Origin of the sequence: Parabacteroides sp. B2-S-102 (genome assembly GCF_023656665.1) — a bacterium.
GTDB lineage: Bacteria > Bacteroidota > Bacteroidia > Bacteroidales > Tannerellaceae > Parabacteroides > Parabacteroides distasonis.
The window spans coordinates 169,551-195,768 of record NZ_JAMOKM010000004.1; the positions used below are offsets into that span (position 1 = coordinate 169,551).

Here is a 26,218-nt window from a genome sequence, read left to right on the forward strand (position 1 = left end):
AAGTGCCAAATTTTTATTTCTTATCTTTTATAAGTTTCCAATATTTTGCCAGCATCCAAATTTCTGAAGATTCGTTACCATTAGCTTCAGCTAACTGCTTGATTTTCCTCTTAAAATCATCAGGTTTTTTGAATGAAAGCATCTGTCTGTTTTTATTAAGGATACTAATTATTGCATCATCTTCTAACACCTCTGTAACTAAAAACTTAAACAAGTAATCCTGATAAGTCTCCAAGTCATTCCCTACATATTGGAAAATCCAAGGGGCTAATGCAATTACCTTTCCTTTGGTTGACTGATTTGTGTTGAATTTATTTAGGGTATCTATAAAGAAATTTTTCACGTCACAGCCTTGTACGTTACATATAGACAATAACTTACCAACAATGTCTTGGTTTGCAATGGCAGTATTATTAGTTACACAACCGAACAACACGTCAGTAGCGATCATCATCTCTTGGTTTGCAATGGCAGTATTATTAGTTACACAACTATTTATCTGCTCTTTTATCGCATCAAACAAGTTTTGATTAATTTCCGGATGATACATGACATAATAATCGGCTAAAGTGTGCGAGTTTTTCAAGTCATCACACCAAACCTCTTGCGATTTGCTTTGCAAGGTTGAATTTAGAGCATTTAATACTGCAACTGATAAATCATTTTTTACATTAAGGCAGTCTTTTATTAGTTCAGGAGAGAAAACATCTTCACCTTTATAGTTAGTAGACCATCCAGCAAGTTTAGTCAACAAAGCCTTGGCTTCAAGTGAATAATGAGCTTTTATAGATGTATAATTTTTCAAGCAATTTGTGATTGATGCTCTACTATGAGCATTATAGCTATTGGTCAAATGTCTTACAACACTATTTGTTAGTTTACTATCATATGAACTATAACTTACTAATAGATCACCATAATTGATATACCATTTAATGGTGTTTGAGATAGAAATAATATCTTGGTCAGAGGGTGAAGATAGCATTATAGAATATGGGCTGTATCCTCTATACTGGTACGAACCGCATTTGGACATACCAATGCATATTAAATCATAGAATATTGGATTCTTACTATCGATGCTACCCAATATATTATAGATAGCCGAGTCGGCCATTATAGAATCTGCATTATCTATATAGGATCGAATCTCTTTCAGGCGTTCAATACATACTCTAACATCATCTACGTTGTTCCCAGAGGATTTTAGATTTTCGAGCAGTTTTTTCTCAAAGCGATTCAATTTATATTCATCAGCTAATGTCTTATTGATAAATATGGATTTCCAATCCGAAATGCTTAAATCAGAAAGGTATTCGTCTAAATCTTCTTCAGGACAATAATATCCATAGTCATTGTATGAATCTTTCGTGATTTGAGTAAGTTTCACGAACAATGCAGGTGATATTTGCCATAAACATTCAAGGACACAATCTAAATGAAATGAGTCTACTTTCCGCAAGGCATCAATGCCTTGTATATAAGTCTGGCAATCAAAACTATCTTCCTTTATGCTTTGGTATTGTTTAATCAGCATAGAAATATAGTTTTTCCTACCTGTTTGTGATATATGAGAAAGTAAGATTGAGTGGAAAGGTTTGTAACGTGTGAAGTCTGCTTTTAATGAGTGAATACGATGGTATAGACATTGCCAAATATAATCGAGAACGCCTTTCTCAATATTAGATAAATCAGCCTTTTCGAGTGCTATTGTCGCATTCTCAATGTTAGTGACATCTAGAATAGCTATTTCTGCAATACTCTTAAAGGTAGAGTTATCTTTGGCTAATTGGTTAATTGTCTCCACTTCATTATTATCGAGAGCTGTTTTCATCTGCCGAGTAAAAACAATATCCATTGATTTCTCTACAGGTAGCTGATAATGTATAGCCGACATAAATTTAGGCATATCGGTATCATTACTATAAAGGCAAGACAAATTCCCTAAAAATGAAGGAGACAAAAGTTCTATTGACGGTTTAGCTGAAATTTCATCCTTGCCAAAAATGTATAATGCTAAGTATCTATCAGGAATAGATAAATCAGAGTTAAACTTCAATGTAATTAGTTCGTTTATAAAAGCAATGATGTTGCGAGGTGTAATTTCTGGGGTCATAGCATCATATATTTGCGTAACCTCCTTATCTGGAGAAGCTTCTTTACCAAAGGCATCTTTCCATTTTTGATAGAAAAATGCTTTCCAATCAGACATGATGGGAGGAGCTACACGATGTACCACACTAAATGTCTTGTTAATAAAGTCATTGCCGTAACAATGGCTATTATCGGTATTATCTTCCGATTTGAAGGCATTTATGATATGTGAGCGGTCAAATGGAACAATTATAACAAGATTATCAAAAGACTCTTCTGCAAAAAAAGAGTGTATAGCAGCCCAAAACTCTTGTACTTTAGCAATAGGAAGCCTATCCATGTTGTCAAAAACAAGGATTACTTTTTTGCTATCCCTGATACTCCCATCTAACTGATGCATCCATTCCTTAAATTGTGAAGATGAAGGTTCTTTTTCAGAAATCACTTCATAAGTTGATTCTTCAGAAATTTTACCCTTGTACACAAGAAATAATTCCTCAAAGTAAGACGAGAATGATGCGGTTCCAGTTATTCCATATTTTTTATCATCGCAATGCTTTTTATAAACAACATAAACGATACCAACAATGTAAGGTATCATAGACGTAAGAATCTTTCCCAAAACACATTTGTCTGGAACTAAAGAAACAAGCCAATTGATTAGTGGGGTTAATGCCACTAATAACATGCCGACTTTAATAGTTGTGCTAAGTCTAGGAACTTTTTTGTTATGAGTGCTTTTCTTTTTGGAAAGAAGTTCGTTAAGTTTTAGTTGCCAAGAGTTATCAAGACATTCATAGTCAGTAATCAGAGATTTTGTTATTTCCTCTAATATGGTACGACGTTGTAAATCGGAACTGTGCCCCCAAGCATCATAGGTGATAAATGGAAACATTTGTTTCTTTTTATCACTTATCCCTGCATTGAGTTCATTAGAAATGAGCTTTACTAAATTTGATTTACCTGATCCCCATCCACCATCAATTCCAATCATTTGGCAATGGTTACCATTTTTAATCTGTTGAGCAATTCTTTTAGATATTGCTTCATGAGATTTACCTATAAATAGGTCTTCACCAACAGGTGTCGTTCTTAAATACGAAGGATGCTCTGTAATCATGTTCCTATTCAAAGAATCAAATACCATGTAGGGAGTGGCTCCTCTACATGGATGATTGTGTTATTTCGTTACCGCATTATACAAATCCTGATACGTTTTCACCACGCTATATACCACTTCGCCTGTACTGATGGCTGCAAAGTGACGACGGGCACATTCAATCTTGGCATCTTCGGCTTTTCGCAGCTGGGATGCTTCGATGTCGTTACCTTTGGTTTCTGCCACAAAGTAAACGTGTTTCACGCTACCTTCGCGGAAGGCAACTGCCCAGTCGGGGTTGTATTTACCCATGGGGGTATTGATATAGAAGCCTCCCGGCAGCTTGGTGTAAACCACTACATCGTCCTCTTTTTCCAATGATTCGGCAAAGGAACGCTCAATACCTTGGCTATCAACTACCACTAAATCATACAGCGATTTCTCGCTTTCGATAGCGTCCTTGCCCAATGTACCACGAAGTGTTGCTTCCTCAAAGATGTCGCTATCAAACGTATTGTTGCGCTTCTCATAGCGGATATGCTGTATCAGGGAGATTGCCTTACAATCGTTAATGATACGTCCTGCCTTGATGATAAACTCTTCGGGGTTGAGCTTGAATTGATGGAATGTGGTGGGTTTGATACCTTGCAAAATGGCTACAATGGTTCTTCGAGTTAGGCCGGTAGCTTGCACCAATTCGCCTACGAGGTCGTATGTAACACCACTTCCAACAGCCTCCTTCACATGGATAGTTCTTACTTTGGCTGCCGACATAGCTGTGCCGACTTCCAATTCCTCGCGGTCGCGAATTCCCTCTATACCTCCGCTTTCCACCACGATGCGGATTTCCGTTACATTCAGATGTTTGTACAGTTCATCAATTGCGTTCTTTATCAGCTTCGAGGTGTCGAAGTTTACATTGTAGTATGTGCGTGTGTTGATACGCTTCCATAGTTCCTGCCACTCCTTCTTGTGGAAGTTGTCGGCATTGAATTTTGCCTCTTTCTTTTCCCTTCCGTTTGTAGGTTTCACACTATCCGGGTCAAATACCTTATCCAGTTGCTTGATGATAAATGATTTCAGTTCGTTTGCCTCGCCAAAATCAAGCTGTCCGGCTTTCTTCTCATCAAAATACTTCTGAGTGAGTTTCCCCTTCTTGATATACCCTTGGGTAATCAACTCTTCGTGAATATCTACTGCCTGTTGTGTGGAGATTTTTACTGTTGTTCCATCTTCTGTTTGCGCCATTGCATCGGCAAACAGATTGGCAGTCACTATCACAGGGCGAGTATCGCAAGCCTCGGCTATTTCTTTCTGCAACTTCTTGGCAAAGTCGTCATAGCTTTCGCTGGCGATAACTGTGAGTATGTTGATATTGAACACAGTATCGCCTAATACATCGGTATCCTGGCGTTCACCTTTGTCGTTGACGCAAAGACGCATACCGCGTCCCACTTCCTGCCGCTTCTTTATCTCGTTGGCAGTATCTTTCAGCGTACAAATCTGGAACACGTTGGGATTGTCCCAACCCTCCTTCAAGGCAGAGTGAGAGAAGATGAAACGCACCGGACACTCTTGGCTCAGCAGACGCTCCTTATCTTTCATAATCAAGTTGAAACCACGCTCTTCGTTTTCACCTTCCTTGCTTTTCGATTCCACGCTGACACCTTTTTTATCCACGGAGAAATAACCGTCGTGAATGTTGTCACACGCATTCTTGGGGTCGGACAGGAAACGCATATAAGCTCCATCCGTAAATGTAGGCATCATTTCTTGTAAGGCTCTCTGGTATTCCTCCTCAAACATCTTGGCAAACTTTCCTTTCTCCACACCCTCTTTGCTGTATATGCGGTAGCTATCCACATGGTCGATGAAGAACAGGGAGAGCACCTTGATGTGTCTGGGAAACAACTGGCGTTCACGTTCCAGATGTGTTTTGATGGTCTCACGAATCTGCATACGGCGCACCAGTTCTTCGTTGGCAGCACCTACGATGTCTCCTTCATGAAGCGTCAGTTCGTTCAGGAAATGAATGGTACCGGTCAGTCCGTCAATGCGTTCTACAATGTAGTTGTCTTCGTATTCTTGCAGTCCGCCACTTTGTTCTTTCAGGTTGAAGCCTTCGCCTGCCAAGCGAATGACATGGCGGGTACCGTTATTGGTTTTCATATCGAAACCGATACGTGCCTGCGGATTGCCTTTGCCGATAACGATTTCATCTAAATAGACATAACCGTTGGTAGCGGTGGAGCCTAATTGGTGCACACCTCGCACTTCCACTTTTTTCACCAACCGCTTGTTATAGGCATCAATGGCATCCAGTCGGAATACCATGTTGTAGATGTCGTCCTTGCGATGAGTGGCACTATACAAGACCTTGAACAGGGGATTGAACAGCTGTATGCCCCGTCGGGTGGCGTTGCCCTTGTCCGTACCCAACACACTTTGCGGTTCATCAATGATCATGATGGGATTGGTCTTGGCAAGGATGTCGATAGGACGACGTGATCCAAACTCATCCCGTCGGGAAAAGATGATACGTGCGACAGCGTCTCCGCTACGTCCCTGTATGTTCTTCTCTTCGTTCATCGAGGCATTGAATGCTTGCGTGTTGATGACCATCACGTGAATGCCGTTGTCTTGGGCAAAGCCATCGATCTTGGAGAGCTGCTTGGAGTTATAGATGAAGTATTGCATCCGTTTGCCATACTCTCCGGCAAAGTGTTCCGCCATACTTTCAAAACTCTTGAACACACCCTCGCGAATGGCAATACTGGGTACCACGATAATGAACTTACTCCAGCCGTAGCGTTGGTTCAGTTCATACATTGTCTTGATGTAGGTATAGGTTTTACCTGTACCGGTCTCCATTTCCACCGTAAGGGTTAGTCCCTCGCCTTGTATATGTTCGATAGGCTTCAAGCCTTGCGCCATCTGTATGGTGCGAATGTTCTCGCACAGACTTTCACGGTCGAGCACAATGGGGGCGTTGCCAAAGCCTTCTACCTTAAAACCTATATGGCCTTTGCCTTGGTCTATCAAAAAGTTGCTCAGTCCATCTCTCTTCGGTTGACCTTGGAACACATCCGTCACACAGCGAGTAGCTTCAGCCTGAAATCGTTGGTGCTTGTATTTAATTTTCATTTTTGTCTCCTTTTTTACCTATATTGCCAATTCGCTTGATGGAGTCCAGATAATCTTGTTCCACATCACTGATAGTGCGTTGTTTGTATTTGCGATATTCATTGGTAGCATGTTCCATAGCTTCCGTGTGCGACACCTTGCCGGAATCTAATAGCAATTGTTCTCCCGACATGGTAAGAATCCTATCCAAATAGTTAGCCCAATCGTTCATTGTCATTGGTTGCTCTCGTTCTGCCTGACGCTCTGCAAAGTCCAAATATCCAGATACCAACTGCCCCATAGCACGAAGTTCCTTCTCATCCAAATAATTCTTGGCTGTGCGAGCTTCTGACAGAGTAGGCTGATTCCCTTTGAATGTAAGCAATCCCATAAAATCCTTTTCGGCATCGGCACGTTCCACAATCAGTTCGGCTGCCGTATGGCCGTGTATGGCATAGTGTATCTTGTTCTGCACTTTCTTGAAAAACTCTTGCGAAACAGAAGCTCTTGGGTCATAGTCGATACTTGTGGCATATATTTCCAACACTTGGCGGTACAGCACCTTTTCTGTGGCACGGATGTCCCGGATGCGCTCCAACAGCTCTTTCCAATAGCCACCGCCTCCAAGTTGTTTCAGTCGTTCATCGTCAAGAGCGAAACCTTTAATCATATATTCTTTCAACCGCTGCGTAGCCCATTGACGAAAACGGGTTGCTATGATAGAACGTATGCGATAACCAAGGGCGATAATCATATCCAGATTGTAGTATGCAGTCATATATGATTTACCGTCGGAGGCAGTTGTTCGGAATTTCCGAACAACTGAATCTTCCTGTAATTCACCCTCTTCAAATATGTGCTTGATATGCTCGCTTACGTTCGACTTACTGGTTTGATACAGCTCGCACATTTGCGCTTGCGTAAGCCACAAGGTCTCGTCTTCTAATATTACATCTATTTTGGTCAAGCCTTCGCTATCCGTATAGATGAGTATTTTGTTGTTCTCTTCCATAATCGCGAATTTAGATAACCTTGATATTCTTGAAGGCTTCATCATCGGTCCAGTCCATCAGTTGCTTAAATTGCTCGTAGATGTTTATCTTTTGGTCATCTTGGGCAAAGCAGGAGTCACGGAAGAGCACACGCAGCGGAGTTTTGTCGGCCATCGCCGCCACCACATTGTCGGTGATTCTCTCGGTAAAGCAAGCCACTAAGTCACCATCGTTCACAGTATAGATGGTGCAGCCGTCCACCTCTTCTTGCGTCATTGGCAGGTCGAGTGTTACGCCCCAGGCAAGCATAGCCCCAAAGAGCAAATCAAGGTCGGTGCGGTCTTGCTTGATGTTATCTGCAAACAAATTGAGCTGGTCTTGCTGGTAATCATTGGGAGAGATAGATACTTCTTCGTAGTTGCTTTCATCCAATCTGAACACACGGAAGCCGGTATCGATATTTTGTGTAGTAAGCGGAGAATCAGCTTTGATTTTTGCACCGGCACGACGGATACGCTCTTTGGCTGCGTCACAAATAGTTTTGAATCCCATTTTATAACCATCACTTGATTCTGAAAAATCTTCTTCAAGTTGCACCATTATAAATTGTCTGCACCCTCCATCAAGAGCATTCTGTTCCATTACGGCATGTGCAGTTGTTGCAGAGCCAGAGAAGAAATCAAGAATAATACTATTACTATCTGAATATAGAGAGATTATTCTTTTTATCAATTCTACAGGTTTAGGATAATCAAAAACTTTTTTCCCGTCAAATAATTTGGCTAACTTTTGAGTAGCACCTTGTGAATGATCTACTTCGGTGTACTTCCAGATTGTCATAGGTGTAATACCCGTTTTTCTGAGTTCAGATAGAAAACGTTTCATTGCAGGAACGCTATTTCCATCAGGTCCAAACCAAATTCTATTATCTTGGAGTCTCTCACGAAAAGCTTTTCGTGAGAGACTCCAGCTGCGCCCAGCTGGAGGCTCTACATTACGCCCGGAGGGCGTTGTAATAGTATATATATTTTCTTCTACGGCTGGTCCCACAGACAAATCACTTGCTTTCCAAACACCTCGAGGATCATTGTCTGGATTAGTATAGCGATTATCAGCTTCTGAACTTCTTGCTATACCTTTACATACAGCAGAATCTAGATTTTTAGCATAACATAACACGTAATCATGTGAAGGGGAGAAATGTTTCATTAAATTAATTGGAGAATAAGCTCGCTCCCATACGATTTGCGCCAAGAAATTGCTACTGCCAAATACTTCGTCACAAATATTTTTAAGGTTTCTCTGCTCATTGTCATCAATCGAAATAAAGATAACCCCATCCTCCGTCAGCAGAGAACGTGCGACCAATAGACGACTATAAATCATCGAGCACCAGTCCGAATGAAACTTACCATTTGTATCGGTGTTCTTGCGGAAGCGGTTACCCAGTTCGTCCACACTGCCGGCTTCGAGGTCTTCTTCGGCGGCAGTACGGGCAAAGTCATCGTGATACACAAAGTCATTGCCCGTATTATAAGGCGGGTCGATATAAATCATCTTCACCTTACCCATGTACGAGCGTTGTAAAAGTTTAAGCACTTCAAGGTTGTCGCCCTCGATATAGATATTCTTTGTGTTGTCCCAATCCATGGAATCTTCCACCACCGGGCGTAATGTCTTATCGGTAGGTTTGGCAGCCTCCGCACGAGCGGCGTTCTTACCCACCCATGTAAACTGGTACATTTCGCCCTCGCCATCTGTGGCATGGTCGCCAAGCAACTGACGAAACACCTCAAAGTTTACCTTTCGGGAAATTGCACCCGTCTTGTCATCACGTACTTCGGTAAATGCAGAAGGTGCAATCTGATAGAGCGCATCAAGATTGAGTTGCGTTCCGTCCGCGGAGTTCAAATCCAAATGTTTTAATATGTCAGTCATATATTTTATTTCTTAATTGTTTTCTAATGTTTTAAGTACCTCTTCCAACTTAGCAATCTCACGCTTCAAGGCACGGGCTTCACTGTTGAGTTCCATCTGTTTGGCAAACTGCCTTTCATTCCGTACACGCTTCTGCAAGGCTTCCGCTGCCCGTCGTTTACGAGCCAATTCATCTTGCAATGCCATAATCTGCTTCGTGTCAGCGGCATTGGTCGTACCAAATCCGGAAATCTGACCGGCAAACGCTTCGTAGATATTATCCAGTGACGACCCTGCAAGTTCTAACTTCACCTTTGCCAATGGCATCCATTCTGTGCGGAAAGTCTTCAAAATGTTGAATCGTGTTTTGTTCGCATCTACCCATTCCTTGTAGTTGAGCAACAATCGGCCACGGTTGGCATATTGCAACACAAACACCACATGGCGAGGCATCTGGCGGTCGATGGCAAGAAACACATCATCGGGCATATCCTCCGCTTTGAGCGTCACCAAGAACATCACGATTTCATGCACCGTCTTACCCGTATCCACATTCATGGTGGATGGAGCTAACTTATAGAGCCATTGTATACGTTCCACATCTTCCACAAATCGCATCTTCAAGCGTGTGTTAATCTCCAAATGCTTGTAAAAGGCTGTCTTGGGCACCAATCTGTCCACGTGCGTGGAGGTGGGGTAGTTAAGTATATTGTCCATTTTGTCTCATCTAATTAACCTCATTATTATGATGCCGTTCATACGAATCCCATAAAAAGCGCACGAGAGTTGTACTACTTCCAATCGCTAAACTAGCATGACGAGATTCAAGCCCTTTATATGAACTGGACTTGCCATGTCCGCTACCATACAGATTTCTCAGTTCTGCAACGCCTTGTGCAATAGCTTTAAGATTACCGAGAATAGCCTTTATAGACTTAGCTCCTTTAACATCATCAGAGATGTTTTTAGGCATCAGATGAAAATGTTTGAAAGTTTCATCAACAAGACGTGGAACTTCCCAATCTTTATCTACAGTACAGCCTTCAAATTCAAGTATTGTTTTACAACAACTTTCAATTAGTTCTTTAGCCTTACCAATTGCTTCTGTTGGATTTCCGTCCTTCAGATTGAGCATTAAATCAATTTGGGCTGATATGTAATCGCTGTCAAAAGCTTCTTTTAAAGTTTCAGCCGTAGCGGTCATAACCATTGTACCACCTGCTTTATCAAGTATGCTACGGCATTTTTTGTAAGCAACCGCACGGCTTTTACGATTTTCTTTATCATGTTCCTTCATTGAAGAAAGTTCGTAATATCTGATTAAATCGCTAAGTAGCTTTATTTTATCTTCGTATTTTGTATCATTGATATATGCTATCAGAGATTTGCCCTTTGAAAGTCTATATGTTTCACAAAGCGGAACACCTATGCTTTTATAGGTAAAAGCATCAAAATCAGCTGTACTAAAGTCCAGGACATAACCACCTTCATTTAAGAAGTTGACCATAGTACCTATTTCTATATCAGATAATTTCATTTCTCTTTAATTATTAAGAAGGTTATCAACTCAAAGTCGTCCAAACCTTTAATTTCTCCATGCAAGGCTGTTGTCTCACCCACAGAGAAAAGGCTCTCAATGTCTGTCTCTTCCTTAATGCTTACGATGCTGTCAATAGCTGTTTGGAGCAACGTGTTGTACTTGGTCATGCGGCGGCCGTCTTGCGTTTCACGGTTGACCGCAGCACAGAGCACACGGTCATAGTCATTTTGGTTCTTACACAGCGCACGCATGATGTCGAGCAGTTGTTTAGGGTGCAGATGGTCGCAAATAACCTCTCCATCGTCTGCCAGATAGACCATGTAGAAAGGATGCAGTTGATTCTTACGGTCAATATTAACGGCATTGTTGCGATTCCTCAACACAAACATCACGCCCGGTTTCGCCAATTCGGAACCGGCTACCACCGCATTCAATCCGAAAGGTGCATGTTCAATATCCGGATGTTCCTTGACATATTGCAGGAGGTCAAGCCGAAACTCGTTCAATCCCAAATCCATGATATTGATACCGGTGTCCATATCTTCTATGTCGACCACTTCATTCTGCAACTTTTTTAATTGTCCAAGGCGATATTCCAAATCGGCTTCTTCGCCCATAGAAAGCGGATTGCCAGTACCTGCTGCGGTAAGGATGGTGGCTTTCATTCGGCTTTCGACACGTCCTTTGAGCTGAATATAGTCGTCAAGTTCCATATCCGGCCAGTAGTTGACAAGCTGGATTTGTTTGTTCCGGCTACCGATACGGTCGATACGCCCGAAACGCTGGATGATGCGTACGGGATTCCAATGAATGTCATAATTGATGAGGTAGTCGCAATCCTGTAAATTTTGGCCTTCGCTGATACAATCAGTAGCTATAAGTACATCAATCTCACCCGTGGCATTGGGAAAGAGGGCTGAACGGTCTTTCGACAAAGGTGAAAAATAAGTCAGCACATTATTGAACGACATAGGAAACTTCGGCAATGTGCATCTTCCATCGGTAGAGCCGGTGATAAGAGCCGTATCAAGTCCGCAGGTTTCCTTTATCTTCGTGGATAACTGCTCATAGAGATAATTGGCTGTGTCGGCAAATGCCGTAAATATAAGCACTTTCTTGTTACCTCCGTTTATCGGGTTGCGGAACTTATGTTTCAAATCCTCGATAAGCATCTGCAACTTACTGTCGTGTTCGGGCGTAATGTCCTTCAACATCAGCAAGAGCAGGTCTAACCGTTCAAAATCGGCTTCAAGATCGCGTCGCCAACTCACATAGTCCATGTCAGCCAATGAAATCTTCGACTTCTTGGTGGCAAATGGGTCGGTGTCGCCTTCGGATGAGTCCATATCATCAGTGAAAGAAGATACATCAATGGTTGCACCGGAATGTTTCTTGTCGTATACATCTATCAGTTCCATTGTCTGCCGAATGTACTCATGGATGCGGTTAAGCGTCAGTCGGAAAGAATTGACCGAACTTTCTAGACGTTTCAACAGGTTGGTGGCCATGAGCTTGCGCAAGCCTTTCTCACGACCGTCAATAGACAGACCTTCACCATCGTAGTCGATACTGTAACCACTACGGGCACAATCGAAGAGATAAAGCGAAGGGGTGTATATGGAAAGATTTAGAGCATTGAGTTGCTCGGCAATATCCTTGAAATTGATGGCATCGCCCAAGTCCGTCAAACGCGGACGACGAGACAAAGGGGCAAGCCGCTTAGGAAACTCGCCAATATCTTTCGTGTCGTAATACTTGATGATATGACTACGACTACGTGCGATGGTCACGGCATCGAGCATCTGAAAAAAGTCAAACTGAAGACTTGACAGCAATCGTTCCGTAGTCCGTTCGCTTGGCTCCAACTTAGCCCAACGATTATAGGCAGTCTGAGCAGACTTGAATATGTCGTCAATGTTGCGGTCTAGTTCGAGGGCTTCGTTGATATTCTCCACACGCCCCTCGTATGCCAGTTGTAACTGGTTCTTCAAATCGCCGAATCGGTTGTTGACAGGAGTTGCTGACAGCATGAGTACTTTCGTTTTCACACCCTGACGGATGACACATCGCATCAATCGCTGATAACGGTTCTCCTTGTGGCGGTCTGTTTCTACGAGCGTATCAAAATCCGCTTCATCCTCTTCGTCCACATTACCACCATTGCGGAAGTTGTGGCTTTCGTCAATTACAATCAAATCATAGTTTCCCCAATTCACATGCTCCAAGTCGAGGCCATTACTCAAACCACGGTCGCGTGAAAGGTCGGAGTGGAAGAGGATGTCATACCTTAGCCGATCGGCAGCTACGGGGTTGTTTTTGTAATTGGCACGGAAAGTCTGCCAGTTGTCATTCAGTTTTTTAGGGCAAAGTACAAGCACCGACTTATTACGGTTCTCGTAATACTTGATAACCGCCAATGCCGTAAAGGTCTTGCCAAGACCTACTGAATCGGCAAGGATGCAACCATTGTATTTTTCCAACTTGTTGATGATAGCCAGCGCAGCATCACGTTGAAAGTTGTAAAGCTTATTCCAAATGACACTGGTCTTGAAGCCCGTGCGCTCATTGGGTAACACATCTTCACTGATGTCTTCCAAGAACTCGTTGAAAATATTATAAAGTGCGATGAAGTAGATGTATTCTGGAGCATTTTCCTGATATACAGTGTCTATGTACTCCAATATACGCTTCGTTACATCCTCAAACTTCTCATCATTGTTCCACTGCTCATTGAAAATATCCAAGTAGGCACTTGCTGTTGGTGAAGGCAATACATTGACTACATTATATACATTAGCACCACGCTCACATCCCAACTGTGTGGTGGTAAACTCATTGAATGGAATATAAACCTGCTGGGTGTCATTGTTGATGTGCATAAATCCACCCATCTGTTCTTGCGAAGCATTGGAACGGAATTGCACTTTTCTGCGAATCCAGTCGGCACATTCTTTGGCAATGGCTTTCTGTGACAACTGGTTGCGCAGACGAATTTCAAAGTCCGTACCATACAAATTGCGCTCTCGGTTAAGTTTAGGGATGAAAAACTCTCGTTTCTCTTTCTTTGATTTGTCCTTGATGAAAGTAGGAGACGTGAAAATGAAACGCAATTGCTCCACCTGCTCCAGTTCTTCTTTCAATGCTTCGTAGGCATAAATGGAGAATGAAGCCGCAGCAATAGACACACAAGCACCTTTGGATAACCGTCCCTTGAGGTCATCCACAACACGCTCACTTATGTTGTTTATCAACTTAGGTTGTTCCATTCCTCTATTCTTCTTTTGTATGACAAATTAATTTGTGTATATCCACATCCAAAACTTCTGCTATTCGTGCCAATGTGTATAAATCGGGTTGTGAATGATTGTTGCACCACTTTGATACCGTTGCCGGATCTTTCTTCAAAGTTTTAGCAAGCCACTTACTCATAATCCCCTTTTCAGCTAAAACAGCCTTTATACAATTCAAATTCGCCATACTGTATTCAATTATAGATTGCGTCAAATGCAAAATTACATATTTTATTTGGTTCGCGAGCATGATCGAAGAAATAAAATCCTATATCATAGTATTATGGCAAAAGAATTTAATGAAAGGTGATGTGAGAATGGGATTTATTTGCTAATTTTGCATTGCTTTTGAGACAATATAAATATTAACAATGCAAAGAAACAGAATGAACATATTATCTATAACAACCGCAATTCAGAGCAATAAACGCACTGAATTTGTGTCGAGTGTTCATGTTTCACGTATTGAACCTCGTTTAGTAAATACTTTCCAACGAACATAGCGAGTACATTATTGTACTTTGAGAGAATAGAAACTGAATAGTTGGAGAGTCCTTACCAAACTTTCCAACTATTTTGTTTGTATGCCCATTTGTGACAGTCGCCTTTATGATGCTCTTCTGCCATTTCCGTCTGATGGGCTGTTGGTAACCAGATTATTAACGTGCAGTGATGCACATAAATTGAGAAGAAATGAACTATAAATTTGATGGCAGCAAGGTGTTCTTTACATCTGATACCCATTTTTATCATGGGAATATCATTCGTTTCTGCAACAGGCCGTTTAAGGATGTGGAAATGATGAATGAAACAATCATATCCAATTGGAATAATACTGTCGGACAGTATGATATTGTTTTTCACTTAGGTGATTTCTGTCTTGGCGGTTCGGCTGAATGGACTAAAATGCTTGACAGGCTGAACGGCAAGATATATCTGATTATGGGCAACCACGATTTGAAGAATATACGCCAAGGCTACATTGACAGATTTGAACATGTGGCAATGCAGATGCACATAGAGGTCGGCAAGCAGAGGATATATTTGAACCATTATCCTTTTCTATGTTTTGATGGTGGATATAAAGATGTGTGGCAACTATTCGGGCACGTTCACACAAGGAAGAACAACACCGGTATAGATGCAGCCAGACTTCAGTATCTCTATCCGATGCAATACGATGTAGGGGTTGATAACAATAACTTTACACCCATATCATTTGAACAGGTAAAAAGGATGATTGAAAAACAAGTAGAGCAATTTCATAAGAAATAAAAAAGGAGGGTTATGTATGAGTGAATATACAACGGTCTATTTAAGACACAAAGATATGCCTTTGTTGAAAAAGAAAGAGCATCCGTCTCATGAAGAATGCCAAAGTCAATCTAAAGAAGATTTGATGAAAGTCATTCGCGAAATAGATGAATATAACAAACAGGTTGCAAAGTCTTTGGGGTGTAAATTGTTTTATCTTACTACTACCCCAAGTCGTGAATTGACTGTGCTTCCATGTAGTCCATCTCCAAGTGTGCTGACAAACGTCCTTCTTGAGGAGGTTTTATGCTTTTACAAAGAAGAAATCGAACATTGTAAAAAGGCTATTGCTAAGAATAAAGAAGATATTGCCAAGTTGGAAGTACGAATAGCCAAAACGACCGTCGATTTGTACGATAAAATCAACAAGGAGATAGACAACTGCTATGAGAACATAGACTTTGAGGAAGAAGAACTTGAACACTACCAATTCCTGTATAATAAATTTTCTTTCTTGGAGGGTATTATTGGCAATGAATCGAATTCAAAGAATTATGAACTGATTTATACAAAATATTAATAAACAAAAGATTATGAAGATACAATATATGAGCGACCTGCATTTGGAATTCAGCGATAACAGCAGGTGGATGAAACATAATGAATTACCTGTAACTGGCGATGTTCTGGTTCTTGCCGGAGATATATTCTATTTGAAAAACAAGGTTGCACCTTTGAGCTATTTTTGGAAATGGGCAGCTGTAAATTATCGGCAAGTGCTCATTGTGCCCGGAAACCATGAGTATTACAATTATTGTGATGTGATGGATAAGGGACTACAATGGAATTGGATGTTCAAGAAGAATGTAGGATATTACCAGAATCAAGTAGTAAAGATTGATGATACTGATTTTATCATGAGCACTTTGTGGTCTCAGATTTCTCCTTCTGACGAGTATTTTATATGGAAAGGCATGAACGACTTTCGGCAAATAATGTATAATGGCAAATTACTCCAAACTGAGGAGTTTAATCAGATGCATGAATTCTGCTTGGATTTCATCAAGCATAGTCTAACTGAAAGCACCGCAAAGCACATTGTGGTAGTAACACATCATCTTCCCACATTGGAGGCCGTCGCCCCTCACCATAAAGGTTCAGTGCTGAATAGTGCATTTGCAACTGAACTGAGTGGGCTTATTGCCGACAGTCGCATTGACGCATGGGTTTATGGGCATTCACATACCAACATTGATGCTGAGATAAACGGAACAAAGGTCGTTTGCAATCAGATGGGATATGTTTTCCAAAATGAACATATCGCCAATGGTTTTGCTCCGGACAAGTGCCTTGTCTTGTGAAAGGCATAGGTTCGCCGGTAATACACTTTAAAGCCTCAATATATCATATAGTGAACAAAAAAGCACGTGTTCATATATTATATGATATATTGTGGCTTAATGTTTTTCTGTTGAATGCAAGTATAATACAGTAGTTCTACACTTTTTCAAGCGAATAAACCGAATTCGTTACACCTTTTCCAACGAATCATCCCCATTACACGACATCTTTTCAAGCGAATCACAGTATAAATCACCGAAACCAACTTTACTTTATCTCCGTATTCATATATACGTGCATTAAAGTAAACCTAACAGAGGGAGAAAAAGAGATGGCTTCGCCAAAGCCAGACTGAATCATATCTACCGACTTTCTTTTGGGGGCTGCAAAACAATCCCAACTCCTACCTCAAAAGCAAAGCAAGACTCGCCCCTTGCCAAGCCACAAAAGGCAACCCGAAAATCCGTAAACCAGCCTTCCATTTTGCAGACGTAATCGGCGAAATTATCCCCGAGATGCCTTATCTTTGCGAAGCGGAGATTTCGGGGCAAAAGAGAACGATTTTCCCCATTTTCCCTCTGTTTTGAGATAGGCAACGAAGAAAAGTGTTAAATCTTCGATTTTTGAGCAGTATATCTTAAGTCATAAAACACTGATAATAAGCCATTATAATCAACCACTATAATACAGCATAGGCATCTTTATTCGCAGTAGTTGCAAAAATCAACAACTTTAATTCGGGCTCGAAGCCTAGTGCCTTTTCTATTTCTGTATCAATCTCACCTTCTGTTAACTGAGCATTCGCATAGTCATCCTTACCTTTGCATTGAATATCACAATATCCGCCATATTTTTCAACATATGAAAATACACCAACACCATGCTGATTTCGCCCTTGGCAACCATGTCGTTTTATTGTATCTTCACAAGTCCATATTTCACCCCACAATAATTTGCAGAGTTTTTCAAAGTCTTGCCAGTTACTTGGCTTTTTCAATTGATTTTGTGCTATCATACAAAGAAAATATTTTATATACCTAATCTTAAGTCATTGTCATTGTACAATCACAATCAACTTCCTATCTCTATTCAACACAATATCATGTCCATATTCATCAAGATGCTGATATTGATGTTCTCTCCAACCCCTTAGTTCTACCGATTTAACACCTGCTGATGAAAGAACTGAATAGAAGCCCACTCTGATTCTTGGATCTTCAGTCTGTAATAGTTCTTCATATAGTTTATCAGCCGTTGCTTTATCTCGTTTCAACCTCATGGTCAAGGGGGTAACAATCATTCGATAGACAAAAGTCTCTTGAAGTTTGGTCAAGTAGTATTTCAGGTTCTCCACAACTTTGTTATCATCCATCATTGAGAATATGAAGTTGTATGAGGCATAACAATTAGTCAATTCATACTTGTTCTCTTTTAACTCGCTATAAATCTCTTTCAAATTTTCCACGTTAGTGTTGAGTGAACAATTAATTGATATTCTATTAAAGGAATCATCATGCCATTTCCACTCTTCCAGCTTCAGAAGCTGTTTTATATCTTCATCTTTATCAAATTCAGTGACAATGATTTGAGCCAATGTCGCAGACATTTCGCTATTCGTATTATCTATATTGGCTATAACCAATTCTTTCAATAACTGTTTCTGGTTTCCCACTTTCATTAAGAACAGCAGAATATTTGCATCGTCAATATTATCTCTATTTTCATTAAGATACTTTACAATGATTCGAGCCGCGTCTGATGTTGTGTTAATATATTTTGAGAAGAAAACAACATAGGAATAGATACACTTGTCTTCCTTAACAATTTTCTTTAAATTAGCCATATCATCGGCAAGTAAATAATCAGCCTCATCAACGATTGTTTTCTCAATATATGGACTATCATTGTAGAAAATGTGCATCTGGGAAAATTCATACTCTTTACCACCAGAACTCAAGTTTAACTGCACATATTCATCAAGCTTATGATACATTAGATATATACAGAATCGCATTTTGTATGTGTATTCTGTTGTCACCTGAGCCGTATCGAACACCTCCTCGGTAACTTTGAATACGTCTGTATCCCTCCCCGTCCTTTTCAAATGAACAACTAGACATAAGACCATATCACAAAGGACATAGGCATTCCCTTCCTGTTTGAATAGGTGTAACATTCCCTCTAAATGCTCGTCCATACTCGACAGGTTGGAAATCTTATGTATCATCATGAGTCTTAAACGCGTATCCATGTGATACCACTTCTTAAGCATTCGAGAGGCTAACTCAGAACCATGATATTTTACTATAATCTGACCAGCAAATCTATAGTCGTCAGAATAATTAGTCAGAAGGTACTCTTTGACATCCTGACGCTCAGAATAATTCTGTATAATGGCTTCCAGTATGCCCCATTTTGAACCGAGGATATGGTCACTCATCGAGATTTCGCCATTGAGTATCCGTGGTATGTACCTTTCTGCAAATTCCTCCTTGTAATGTTCTATATACACAGACACTGCACGGTCTTTCATTATATCCTTGTTCGCATTATCGATACATTTATCTAGATATGCCTTAATACGTTCGTCATTGCCTTGGTATATTTCATATGCATATCCTGCTATCCACGAAGATTGGTTTAACGGCATCTCATCCAGACATCGCTGAAGTTTTTCGATAACATCAGCATCTTGTCCCCAGTTTTGGATGAGAGGATGGACAACAATATGCTGATAACTTTTCATCCCCTCTAATGCTTCAAGAAGTTTAGCTTTAATTCGAGAATCGTTAACAATGGTATTTACAATGAGGGACTCAGCACCCCACATAAAATGATTTTTGTCCCTATTGACAGCCCATTCGGTTATAACTTGAAGCAAATCAGAAGATAGTTCTTGTCTTTGAATAATCGCCCACAATTCATATCCATTCCCAAAATTAAAAGAATATTCCTTATTAAGTTCCTCCCTGATGGCCTTGATAACATTTGGATGATTTATCCAACATGTCAATAGATATTTCCAGGCTATATCCTTGCTAATACTACCTTGTTCTCTGTAGGGTGCGCTAACCGACTTTAAAGCCTTTTGCATGACAGCATCGTCTTGTAGGAAATATTGCTGCAATAACCGGTTAGCCTCCTCTCGAATTGAAAATGGTAGTTCTGAAACTAATTCAAGGATTCCATCAGATAAAACGGGCTCACCTTTAAATAAAGAAAACTCCATTTGATAAAAGTGAGTAAAGATGTCACCTGCCACAACTTTCCGTATTAGCTCGTTTTCCTGATCTATATCTATCCCATCTACAATAACACTTCTAATGAAGAAGGCTACCACTTCTGGCAATGTTGATGGTACTATATATGAATTAACCATCTCCAGCAACTTCTCATCTCCAGCGATATGATTCCTAATTACCTTAGATGCGAGTATTTTGTTGCTCACATCACCATTTATAACAGTCAAAACAACAAACTGGCGATCTTCTTCCGTCAAGTTAGCCACTTGTGCCAAACCAGATAACCTAATGTCATGATATACGGAAGCCGAAGGGATATATCTGGAAATAAAGTCTTCAATACGAGCCTGTAATGAGGTATTATACAAACCATCGAGCAGGATTTCCAGTAAATCATGTTTGAAGTCATAATCAGATTCCCACTCAATCCTTTGTATGCATTCTTCAATTTCTTCGAGTAAGAAATATTTGGGTGCTTTCACAGATCTTACCAGAACCTCTAATTTCAACTTATACAAATAATAATCCCTATAATCGTTTGTTCTTATAGGTTTTAAGATATTGTACAAACCTACAAAAGCTGATGCTGGCATCATTTCGAAAAGAAAGAGAACAACTTGGTGTAGCCCGGTATTCGAAACATTATCTCGAATAAACGCTTTAGCCCTCTCTATATCTACCGAAAGGTATTTGGCAGTCATAAATTCCTGTAGTTGCCTATTGATAAAGGAGATGCGAGAGCCTATTCTTTCCTCTATAACGCCCAGTTGATGTGTATCATGCCTGAATAAATCATCAACAATACGCGCATTATTCAGTTCCTGCCCTGATGTCTGACTATTCAGATATTGGTTAAGCAGTATTTCTGCCTGGGTCTTATCCATGCTGCCATCATTGTAATAGTCAAACATTTCTTTTGACAGAACTCCAAGCATCATTTTGTTACTTGTGTAGTCAAATGACCCAGAATAGTCGTAAGCCTGGTACTTGCGTGACTGCTGATGCTTAACAAACAATTGCTCCATTATACAGTCCATGGCTGCAATATTGTTGTGAGGAAGTTCGTTACCCTGTAGATATTGCCCAATAAGGATGGTTAGCAGCATAGGGTTCTCTTTCATACGATCAACGTCATGTAGCGACCTCAACTTAGCAGATAGGAACTCTGCTGTCCTCTTTGTTTCGCGAACCAGACCATTATAATGATCAACGCATTTCTTCACAAGCTCATCCTGCTGTAGCGCAGACAATGGTGCGATTGTATATGTGTCGCTTGTACTGAAGGGAGAATTGATATTCGCAATGCCATATTCCCTACTTGAAAAAATGGCTAGTAAATTACCAGCTTCTGTCTCCGCCTTCACTTTACGAATAATTCTATCTGCTTGTAAGGGCTCATCACCCCATTCATCTATTCCATCAGCTATTAATAGTATCTTTTGCTGCTCAAATGCATATTCCAGATAATGGCTGTTTTTCTCCCATAACTTACTTTCTTGAAGCCAATCCCGAACTATGCTCTTTATATCACTATCGCAATTCCTTGCCATATATGAAAATGGCATCCATACAGGTAAGTAGCCGTCATAGATATCCATTTTTCCTTTTAGTAGTTGTAAGGTAAGATACTTTAGCAAAGAAGACTTGCCTGAGCCGGGACCTCCCACAATGAGTAATATATTCCTGCTGGGATTCAATATGGTTGATGCAGGGATTCTGATTTCTCTATTGCTCGTTTTATTCAGTTGGCTATAGAATTCTTTAAGATATTGCTCACTATATTCTTGAATCTCACTACTTTTTATATAGAGATTTGTCGGATCAGCCAGAACAAACTTCTCTTCTGGTTTCACTTGATCATCAGAATATAAGCTTTGTACTTCATCAATAAAGTCAGGCATTACAAATCTTGCCTCTAGAGGGAACCGCGTATTATTACGGTTAACCAGTATTGAATCATTGACATCACGGAACAAGCTACCGTAAACAACATCCATTGCTTGTTTACACTGTGTTATTTTGATGAAATTAAGTGATTTCCATCTTCGTAGCGTTAACTGTGATTTTATCTTTTCTTCTAATACCTGTGTAATCTTTACATTGTGAAACTCACCTTCCGTCGCAGCATATTTCCATAGTACACCATACATCAATGGTTGATTCTGGGCAAAAACACCACCACCAGACATTCCATGTAAACTGTCCATCTTGTCTACATGCGAAGTGATATTAACCAAATCTACTTTGCTATCTACACATTTACAGTCCAGTCTGGTAATTATATCTTGTGCCTCACCTGAAACCCCATATAGTTGCATGGATTTTTCTTCAATGAGGTCATCCGCCAACAAGAAGGGAGTAAAATGCTTTTCGCTCTTGTCAATCTTAATGATAAGAAAATCTTCACCAATAGGAAGTAAAGAATTCGAGATAGTGTCTTTTGTAATGGTTTTATAGGTTACAAAATGGCCATCCTCAAATACTTCTATTTCGATTGTTCCTAATCTTATCAAGAACAGCATTCAACTTCTTTTTTCTAGTATCTTTAAAAATATGCTGAGCTGTAAAGATATAATCATACTCGTCATCTCCATCTAATGGGTATAGGACTCCACTTCCTCGAAACTGGAGTCCTCTTCCTTTGATGTCAGCCTTTATCTTAACACAATTACTGCGTATGTCAAAAGTTGAATTCATTGCAAACGTTGAGATTAATATTATTTTCTGTCAACTCTTCTGCTGTTATTCCAAGTACATCAAGAGATTCTTGATAGTTAAAATACACGTTGATTGCCTTATCTGCACTGTCTCTGTAGCGAATAAGCTTGGCAATAGTCTCTTTATTTGGAAAATAATATTTATTATTCTTCTTTGTCGAAATTATGAAGTTTGAACATGTTACCTCGTTAAGGATGTTTTTAGTAACATTTCGCGTACTCCCATGATGGGGAAGTTTCATAAAATCCAATTCAAGAGGTGTACCGTTAGTCTTATTATAAGACTGAAGCGCATCACATAGTTTCTTAGGGGTACTGTCACCTGGTAACAATAACTTCTTGCCTGCACATTCAGCCAGAATTATAATTGACTGACTATTGGTACCTCCTTCATCTATATCGTCATCATCAACATTATCAATCAAGGTCCTTAAATCAATATACCAATCATCTGAACGAACTCCAAGCTCATCAGGTTCTTTCGGCTTATTTTCATATGCAACATCATGGTCAGGTGCTAATACATGCAGTTTTATGTCGCCAAACTCTATCGTAGAACCAAGTAACTCGGAAGTATTATTATTCCAGAACAATCCGTCTATTTCAAGAAGAAGAGACGTTAACTCATTTCCTTCGCCTACAGAATATTCATCTGTCTCTTCTTTCTTGGGAAAGTTAAACCAAACTTGTTTCAGCCTATGTGTCTCTCCAATTTCTTTCATGTGTTTAACCAATGCTATGATACCAGCTATGTGGTCAGAATCAATATGAGTCACCACAAGCAGGTCAATAATCTCATCCTGTGGCATTTTGCTATACTTGGCCCTAATAGCTGCTGTAGATTTTCCACCATCAATCACAATATTCTTCTTATTGTGACTAACCCAAATACTATCACCAGTACCTGCTTGAAGAATCTCTATGACCATTTTCTATATATGTTTTATTAACTTATAACAATGTAATCAGTCTCTCAAACAATCTATTAGGATTATTTTCATTCCATCCTCGCGGGTGTATGCCATTTCTCCACCTGTGAGGGCAATTAGCGAATCTGGTTCACGAAGCCTTAATCGAAGAATCAACGAAACAACATTTCTTTCCTGTTCGTATTACAGTCCTTGAGCGAATAGCCAAAGACCACGCTTCAATATCATCTATGACAAAAATTTCTCCAATGCACTCCATAATCATCAAACGTGGGCATAGATAGCCCTTTCATTTCCTCTGCGACATCGGCAAGCATGTATGTTTTTTTAAGTACAGATGTTTCTTGCGTATGCATGAAGAGTCAGTCTTGTCAACGCTGGATTTCGATGTGTCTTACCCACCCTCGAAATATCCTCGTCACAGATTACTTCCTCATAATCTTTAGCTATCAGTAATTTCGTATCTAAACTCATATCTTCAAGTGAAACTGGCCAACCAGATATTTTATCTCTTTCGAGACTAACTACGAAAATAGTGATTACATCTCATTCAGCCAATTATTTTTCTATTTTTGTTCTAGATAACTTTGTATTTTTGATGGTATACAGTTTGTTAAATTGATTCGGTCAAAGATGGTGATTGTATCGAAAGCAACTTTACTTTATCTCCGTATTCATATATACGTTCATTAAAGTAAAGCTAACAGAGGGAGAAAAAGAAATGGCTTCGCCAAAGCAGAGCCGAACCATATCTACCGATTTTCTCTTTTGGCTGCAAAAGAATCCGAAATCCTAACTCAAAAGCGAAGCAAGATTCGCCCCTCATCAAGACACAAAAGCAACCTGCAAATCCGTAAATCCATCTCCGATTTTGCAGCCTCAATCGGCGAAATAATCACCGATATGCCTTATCTTTGCGAACCGGAGGTTTCGGAGCAAAAGAGAGCTATTTTTCTCTTTTCCCCTTCGTTTGAAGATAAACTAAGGTTAAAAGTGTTAAATCTTCGATTTTCGGCAAAAAACAAGTAAATTTTTGAGCCTTCTACCTTTTAAGCCATAAAGTATTGACAGTCAATTAGCATAATATGCTGCATCGACAATTATCATTTCATAAAGCTGTTTGGATCTCTTATTTGTGAATACATACAAATGTTATAATAATGATATACAGCTAAATATAAACAAAATATCTATAGCTAAAGTTACTACAAATGATATTCCGTTTAGAATGTTAGAAAAATATCCTCGTTAATTATTTCAGCAACTCTAGAAGTTGTTATCAACGAACTCCAAGTTTATTGAAATTATCCTCGATATGCTAATAGAATCTTACACCATTACTCTACAACTTATTATTTCGTTATTGAATACTATTCTTGATCTCCATCTAGTGAAACTGCTGGAAGATATCTCATCCAATCCATCATATTAGAAAGATTTCTTATTCTTTCATCTATCGTAGGGAATTCTATTGCATCGAACAATGCCTGTTAGTTAGAATTTGATTAAGTCATATTTGAAATATCAGAATTATGCAAATTATCGGTACTATTTCGAATCAGTGCCGATAATTTGCATGTTACTGACTAACCAAACGGATTGCCAGATGTGCGTTAACATATGAAATATGACATTAGTCTACCTTCACCCTCTCCTCTTCCTGCCATTCAGCAAACGAGACAATCTCTTTGTATTGCTCAGCAGTCAGAGATGATCCGCTATCTTCACTACATTCATATTCCCACGGTAGCTCATAAACGGAGCCTTCCTCCTGATAGCCCATATAGTTATGGTATGAATAAGGAACCAACCTGACATAATCTTCTTCCTCAAGAATCTTCAGAAGCTTGTCGGCATCGTAGATTATTAATGGAACACCGGACTTATACAGAGCTGTGTCAACTTCAATGGCGAGACCGGCATTCGCAGAATAACTGTTGGAAACGACAATCACCCATCCTGACCGTTCTGTATCTGATGCAAAGATATTCAGGCAGGAAAGCCCCAGTTCTCCATAATGATCCTTGGCAAACCAGATGAAATCATCCGGACTATCAATATCGTACTGCTCATCAATTTTTGCAAACTTCATCCGATTATAATAAGCTACGTCATGCAATTCATTAGGGCCATAAGTCTGTTCAGTCTGGTTGTATTTACTGACAGGCAAATTTCTGTAGAACGACTCATACACTAATAATGGCATCCACCAGTCTGCGCAGATAGGCAAAAATACGGGTAATAGTTTCCCTGCTCCATTCATCGTTATAGTATTCATTATTATCCGAAACATACGAAGAATAATTTGAAACAACGAAACGGGTATATTTCCGGTCTGTAAACCGGATTGCTCTTCGCTCCATGTATATGGAAGCGACATGAAACCAGCGTGTTTCCATCGGGTTGAATGAATGCCAATCCCGAAAAAAATCTTCTTTATTTTCATACTTTCCCGAATTAAACCCATTCATAAGATGCTCGTTCTGGAAAACATATCCCATCTGATTGGATAATACTTTGGTTCCACCAATCTCTGCATCAATATTCGTATGTGAATCCAGACATCAATCCGGTCGTTGCTCATCAAGTCTCCATAGTCACTCGCAAAGGCACTGTTCAGCACCGAATCTTTATGACAAGGCGCAACTACCTGAAAAGTGGGCATAGGTGCAGATCATTC

Annotated in this window: 15 protein-coding genes and 1 pseudogene; 3 read left to right on the forward strand and 13 right to left on the reverse strand. The window is 40.0% G+C overall.

Annotated features, from left to right (window positions below):
• Positions 1-13: 13 nt before the first annotated feature.
• The 8 genes from NBH07_RS07600 to NBH07_RS07635 are packed head-to-tail and all read right to left on the reverse strand — an operon-like array spanning position 14 to position 14,242.
• Positions 14-3,214: a P-loop NTPase fold protein gene (locus NBH07_RS07600; protein ID WP_250833492.1), complete on the reverse strand. Its 3,201-nt coding sequence runs from the start codon at positions 3,212-3,214 to the stop codon at positions 14-16.
• A gap of 60 nt (positions 3,215-3,274) precedes the next feature.
• Entirely contained in the window at positions 3,275-6,337 is a 3,063-nt protein-coding gene (locus tag NBH07_RS07605; RefSeq protein ID WP_010992333.1) for a restriction endonuclease, read from the reverse strand.
• A complete protein-coding gene (locus tag NBH07_RS07610; RefSeq protein ID WP_010992332.1) occupies positions 6,327-7,328 on the reverse strand; it encodes a virulence RhuM family protein in 1,002 nt (333 codons plus the stop codon). Before NBH07_RS07610 ends, NBH07_RS07605 begins: the two co-directional genes overlap by 11 nt.
• A 10-nt stretch (positions 7,329-7,338) precedes the next feature.
• Positions 7,339-9,246 carry a site-specific DNA-methyltransferase gene (locus NBH07_RS07615; RefSeq protein WP_156682520.1) on the reverse strand — a complete coding sequence of 636 codons (1,908 nt, stop codon included), beginning with the start codon at positions 9,244-9,246 and terminating at the stop codon, positions 7,339-7,341.
• A 12-nt stretch (positions 9,247-9,258) separates the two neighbouring features.
• Complete coding sequence (locus NBH07_RS07620; RefSeq protein WP_010992330.1) at positions 9,259-9,942, reverse strand: DUF4391 domain-containing protein; 684 nt, start codon at positions 9,940-9,942, stop codon at positions 9,259-9,261.
• Positions 9,943-9,952: 10 nt separating this feature from the next.
• Complete coding sequence (locus NBH07_RS07625; protein ID WP_156682521.1) at positions 9,953-10,762, reverse strand: abortive infection family protein; 810 nt, start codon at positions 10,760-10,762, stop codon at positions 9,953-9,955.
• Positions 10,759-14,031, reverse strand: coding sequence for a helicase-related protein (locus NBH07_RS07630; RefSeq protein WP_156682522.1), 3,273 nt, complete (start codon positions 14,029-14,031; stop codon positions 10,759-10,761). Before NBH07_RS07630 ends, NBH07_RS07625 begins: the two co-directional genes overlap by 4 nt.
• A 4-nt stretch (positions 14,032-14,035) precedes the next feature.
• A complete protein-coding gene (locus tag NBH07_RS07635; RefSeq protein ID WP_025819225.1) occupies positions 14,036-14,242 on the reverse strand; it encodes a helix-turn-helix transcriptional regulator in 207 nt (68 codons plus the stop codon).
• A gap of 506 nt (positions 14,243-14,748) precedes the next feature.
• Between NBH07_RS07635 and NBH07_RS07640 the strand changes: the two genes are divergently transcribed.
• Genes NBH07_RS07640 through NBH07_RS07650 form a run of 3 tightly spaced genes read left to right on the forward strand, consistent with a single transcriptional unit; the run spans position 14,749 to position 16,670 of the window.
• Entirely contained in the window at positions 14,749-15,330 is a 582-nt protein-coding gene (locus NBH07_RS07640) for a metallophosphoesterase (protein WP_010992326.1), read from the forward strand.
• Between the two features lie 16 nt (positions 15,331-15,346).
• Positions 15,347-15,889 carry a hypothetical protein gene (locus NBH07_RS07645; RefSeq protein WP_010992325.1) on the forward strand — a complete coding sequence of 181 codons (543 nt, stop codon included), beginning with the start codon at positions 15,347-15,349 and terminating at the stop codon, positions 15,887-15,889.
• 13 nt (positions 15,890-15,902) lie between these two features.
• Complete coding sequence (locus NBH07_RS07650) at positions 15,903-16,670, forward strand: metallophosphoesterase (protein ID WP_010992324.1); 768 nt, start codon at positions 15,903-15,905, stop codon at positions 16,668-16,670.
• 659 nt (positions 16,671-17,329) lie between these two features.
• On the opposite strand, the gene NBH07_RS07655 is transcribed toward NBH07_RS07650, so the two are convergent.
• The 5 genes and pseudogenes from NBH07_RS07655 to NBH07_RS07675 form a co-directional block, all read right to left on the reverse strand.
• Positions 17,330-17,665 carry a hypothetical protein gene (locus NBH07_RS07655; RefSeq protein ID WP_010992322.1) on the reverse strand — a complete coding sequence of 112 codons (336 nt, stop codon included), beginning with the start codon at positions 17,663-17,665 and terminating at the stop codon, positions 17,330-17,332.
• Positions 17,666-17,704: 39 nt separating this feature from the next.
• Positions 17,705-22,414 (reverse strand): NACHT domain-containing protein, encoded by a 4,710-nt coding sequence (locus NBH07_RS07660; RefSeq protein WP_250833493.1) that lies wholly within the window; start codon positions 22,412-22,414, stop codon positions 17,705-17,707.
• 158 nt (positions 22,415-22,572) lie between these two features.
• Positions 22,573-23,538, reverse strand: a complete 966-nt coding sequence (locus NBH07_RS07665; RefSeq protein ID WP_156682523.1) for a ComEC/Rec2 family competence protein — start codon at positions 23,536-23,538, stop codon at positions 22,573-22,575.
• Positions 23,539-25,171: 1,633 nt separating this feature from the next.
• Positions 25,172-25,984, reverse strand: coding sequence for a hypothetical protein (locus NBH07_RS07670; RefSeq protein ID WP_250833494.1), 813 nt, complete (start codon positions 25,982-25,984; stop codon positions 25,172-25,174).
• Positions 25,983-26,203 (reverse strand): annotated as a pseudogene (locus tag NBH07_RS07675) (hypothetical protein); the annotation flags it as partial. The pseudogene NBH07_RS07675 and the gene NBH07_RS07670, both read right to left, overlap by 2 nt.
• Positions 26,204-26,218 lie beyond the last annotated feature (15 nt).

What these genes read in the sequence shown, in the direction of transcription:
- NBH07_RS07600 (WP_250833492.1), bottom strand. Translation starts at nt 3,214, where the DNA reads ATGATTACAGAGCATCCTTCGTATTTAAGAACGACACCTGTTGGTGAA.
- NBH07_RS07605 (WP_010992333.1), bottom strand. Translation starts at nt 6,337, where the DNA reads ATGAAAATTAAATACAAGCACCAACGATTTCAGGCTGAAGCTACTCGC.
- NBH07_RS07610 (WP_010992332.1), bottom strand. Translation starts at nt 7,328, where the DNA reads ATGGAAGAGAACAACAAAATACTCATCTATACGGATAGCGAAGGCTTG.
- NBH07_RS07615 (WP_156682520.1), bottom strand. Translation starts at nt 9,246, where the DNA reads ATGACTGACATATTAAAACATTTGGATTTGAACTCCGCGGACGGAACG.
- NBH07_RS07620 (WP_010992330.1), bottom strand. Translation starts at nt 9,942, where the DNA reads ATGGACAATATACTTAACTACCCCACCTCCACGCACGTGGACAGATTG.
- NBH07_RS07625 (WP_156682521.1), bottom strand. Translation starts at nt 10,762, where the DNA reads ATGAAATTATCTGATATAGAAATAGGTACTATGGTCAACTTCTTAAAT.
- NBH07_RS07630 (WP_156682522.1), bottom strand. Translation starts at nt 14,031, where the DNA reads ATGGAACAACCTAAGTTGATAAACAACATAAGTGAGCGTGTTGTGGAT.
- NBH07_RS07635 (WP_025819225.1), bottom strand. Translation starts at nt 14,242, where the DNA reads ATGGCGAATTTGAATTGTATAAAGGCTGTTTTAGCTGAAAAGGGGATT.
- NBH07_RS07640 (WP_010992326.1), top strand. Translation starts at nt 14,749, where the DNA reads ATGAACTATAAATTTGATGGCAGCAAGGTGTTCTTTACATCTGATACC.
- NBH07_RS07645 (WP_010992325.1), top strand. Translation starts at nt 15,347, where the DNA reads ATGAGTGAATATACAACGGTCTATTTAAGACACAAAGATATGCCTTTG.
- NBH07_RS07650 (WP_010992324.1), top strand. Translation starts at nt 15,903, where the DNA reads ATGAAGATACAATATATGAGCGACCTGCATTTGGAATTCAGCGATAAC.
- NBH07_RS07655 (WP_010992322.1), bottom strand. Translation starts at nt 17,665, where the DNA reads ATGATAGCACAAAATCAATTGAAAAAGCCAAGTAACTGGCAAGACTTT.
- NBH07_RS07660 (WP_250833493.1), bottom strand. Translation starts at nt 22,414, where the DNA reads ATGCTGTTCTTGATAAGATTAGGAACAATCGAAATAGAAGTATTTGAG.
- NBH07_RS07665 (WP_156682523.1), bottom strand. Translation starts at nt 23,538, where the DNA reads ATGGTCATAGAGATTCTTCAAGCAGGTACTGGTGATAGTATTTGGGTT.
- NBH07_RS07670 (WP_250833494.1), bottom strand. Translation starts at nt 25,984, where the DNA reads ATGAAAATAAAGAAGATTTTTTTCGGGATTGGCATTCATTCAACCCGA.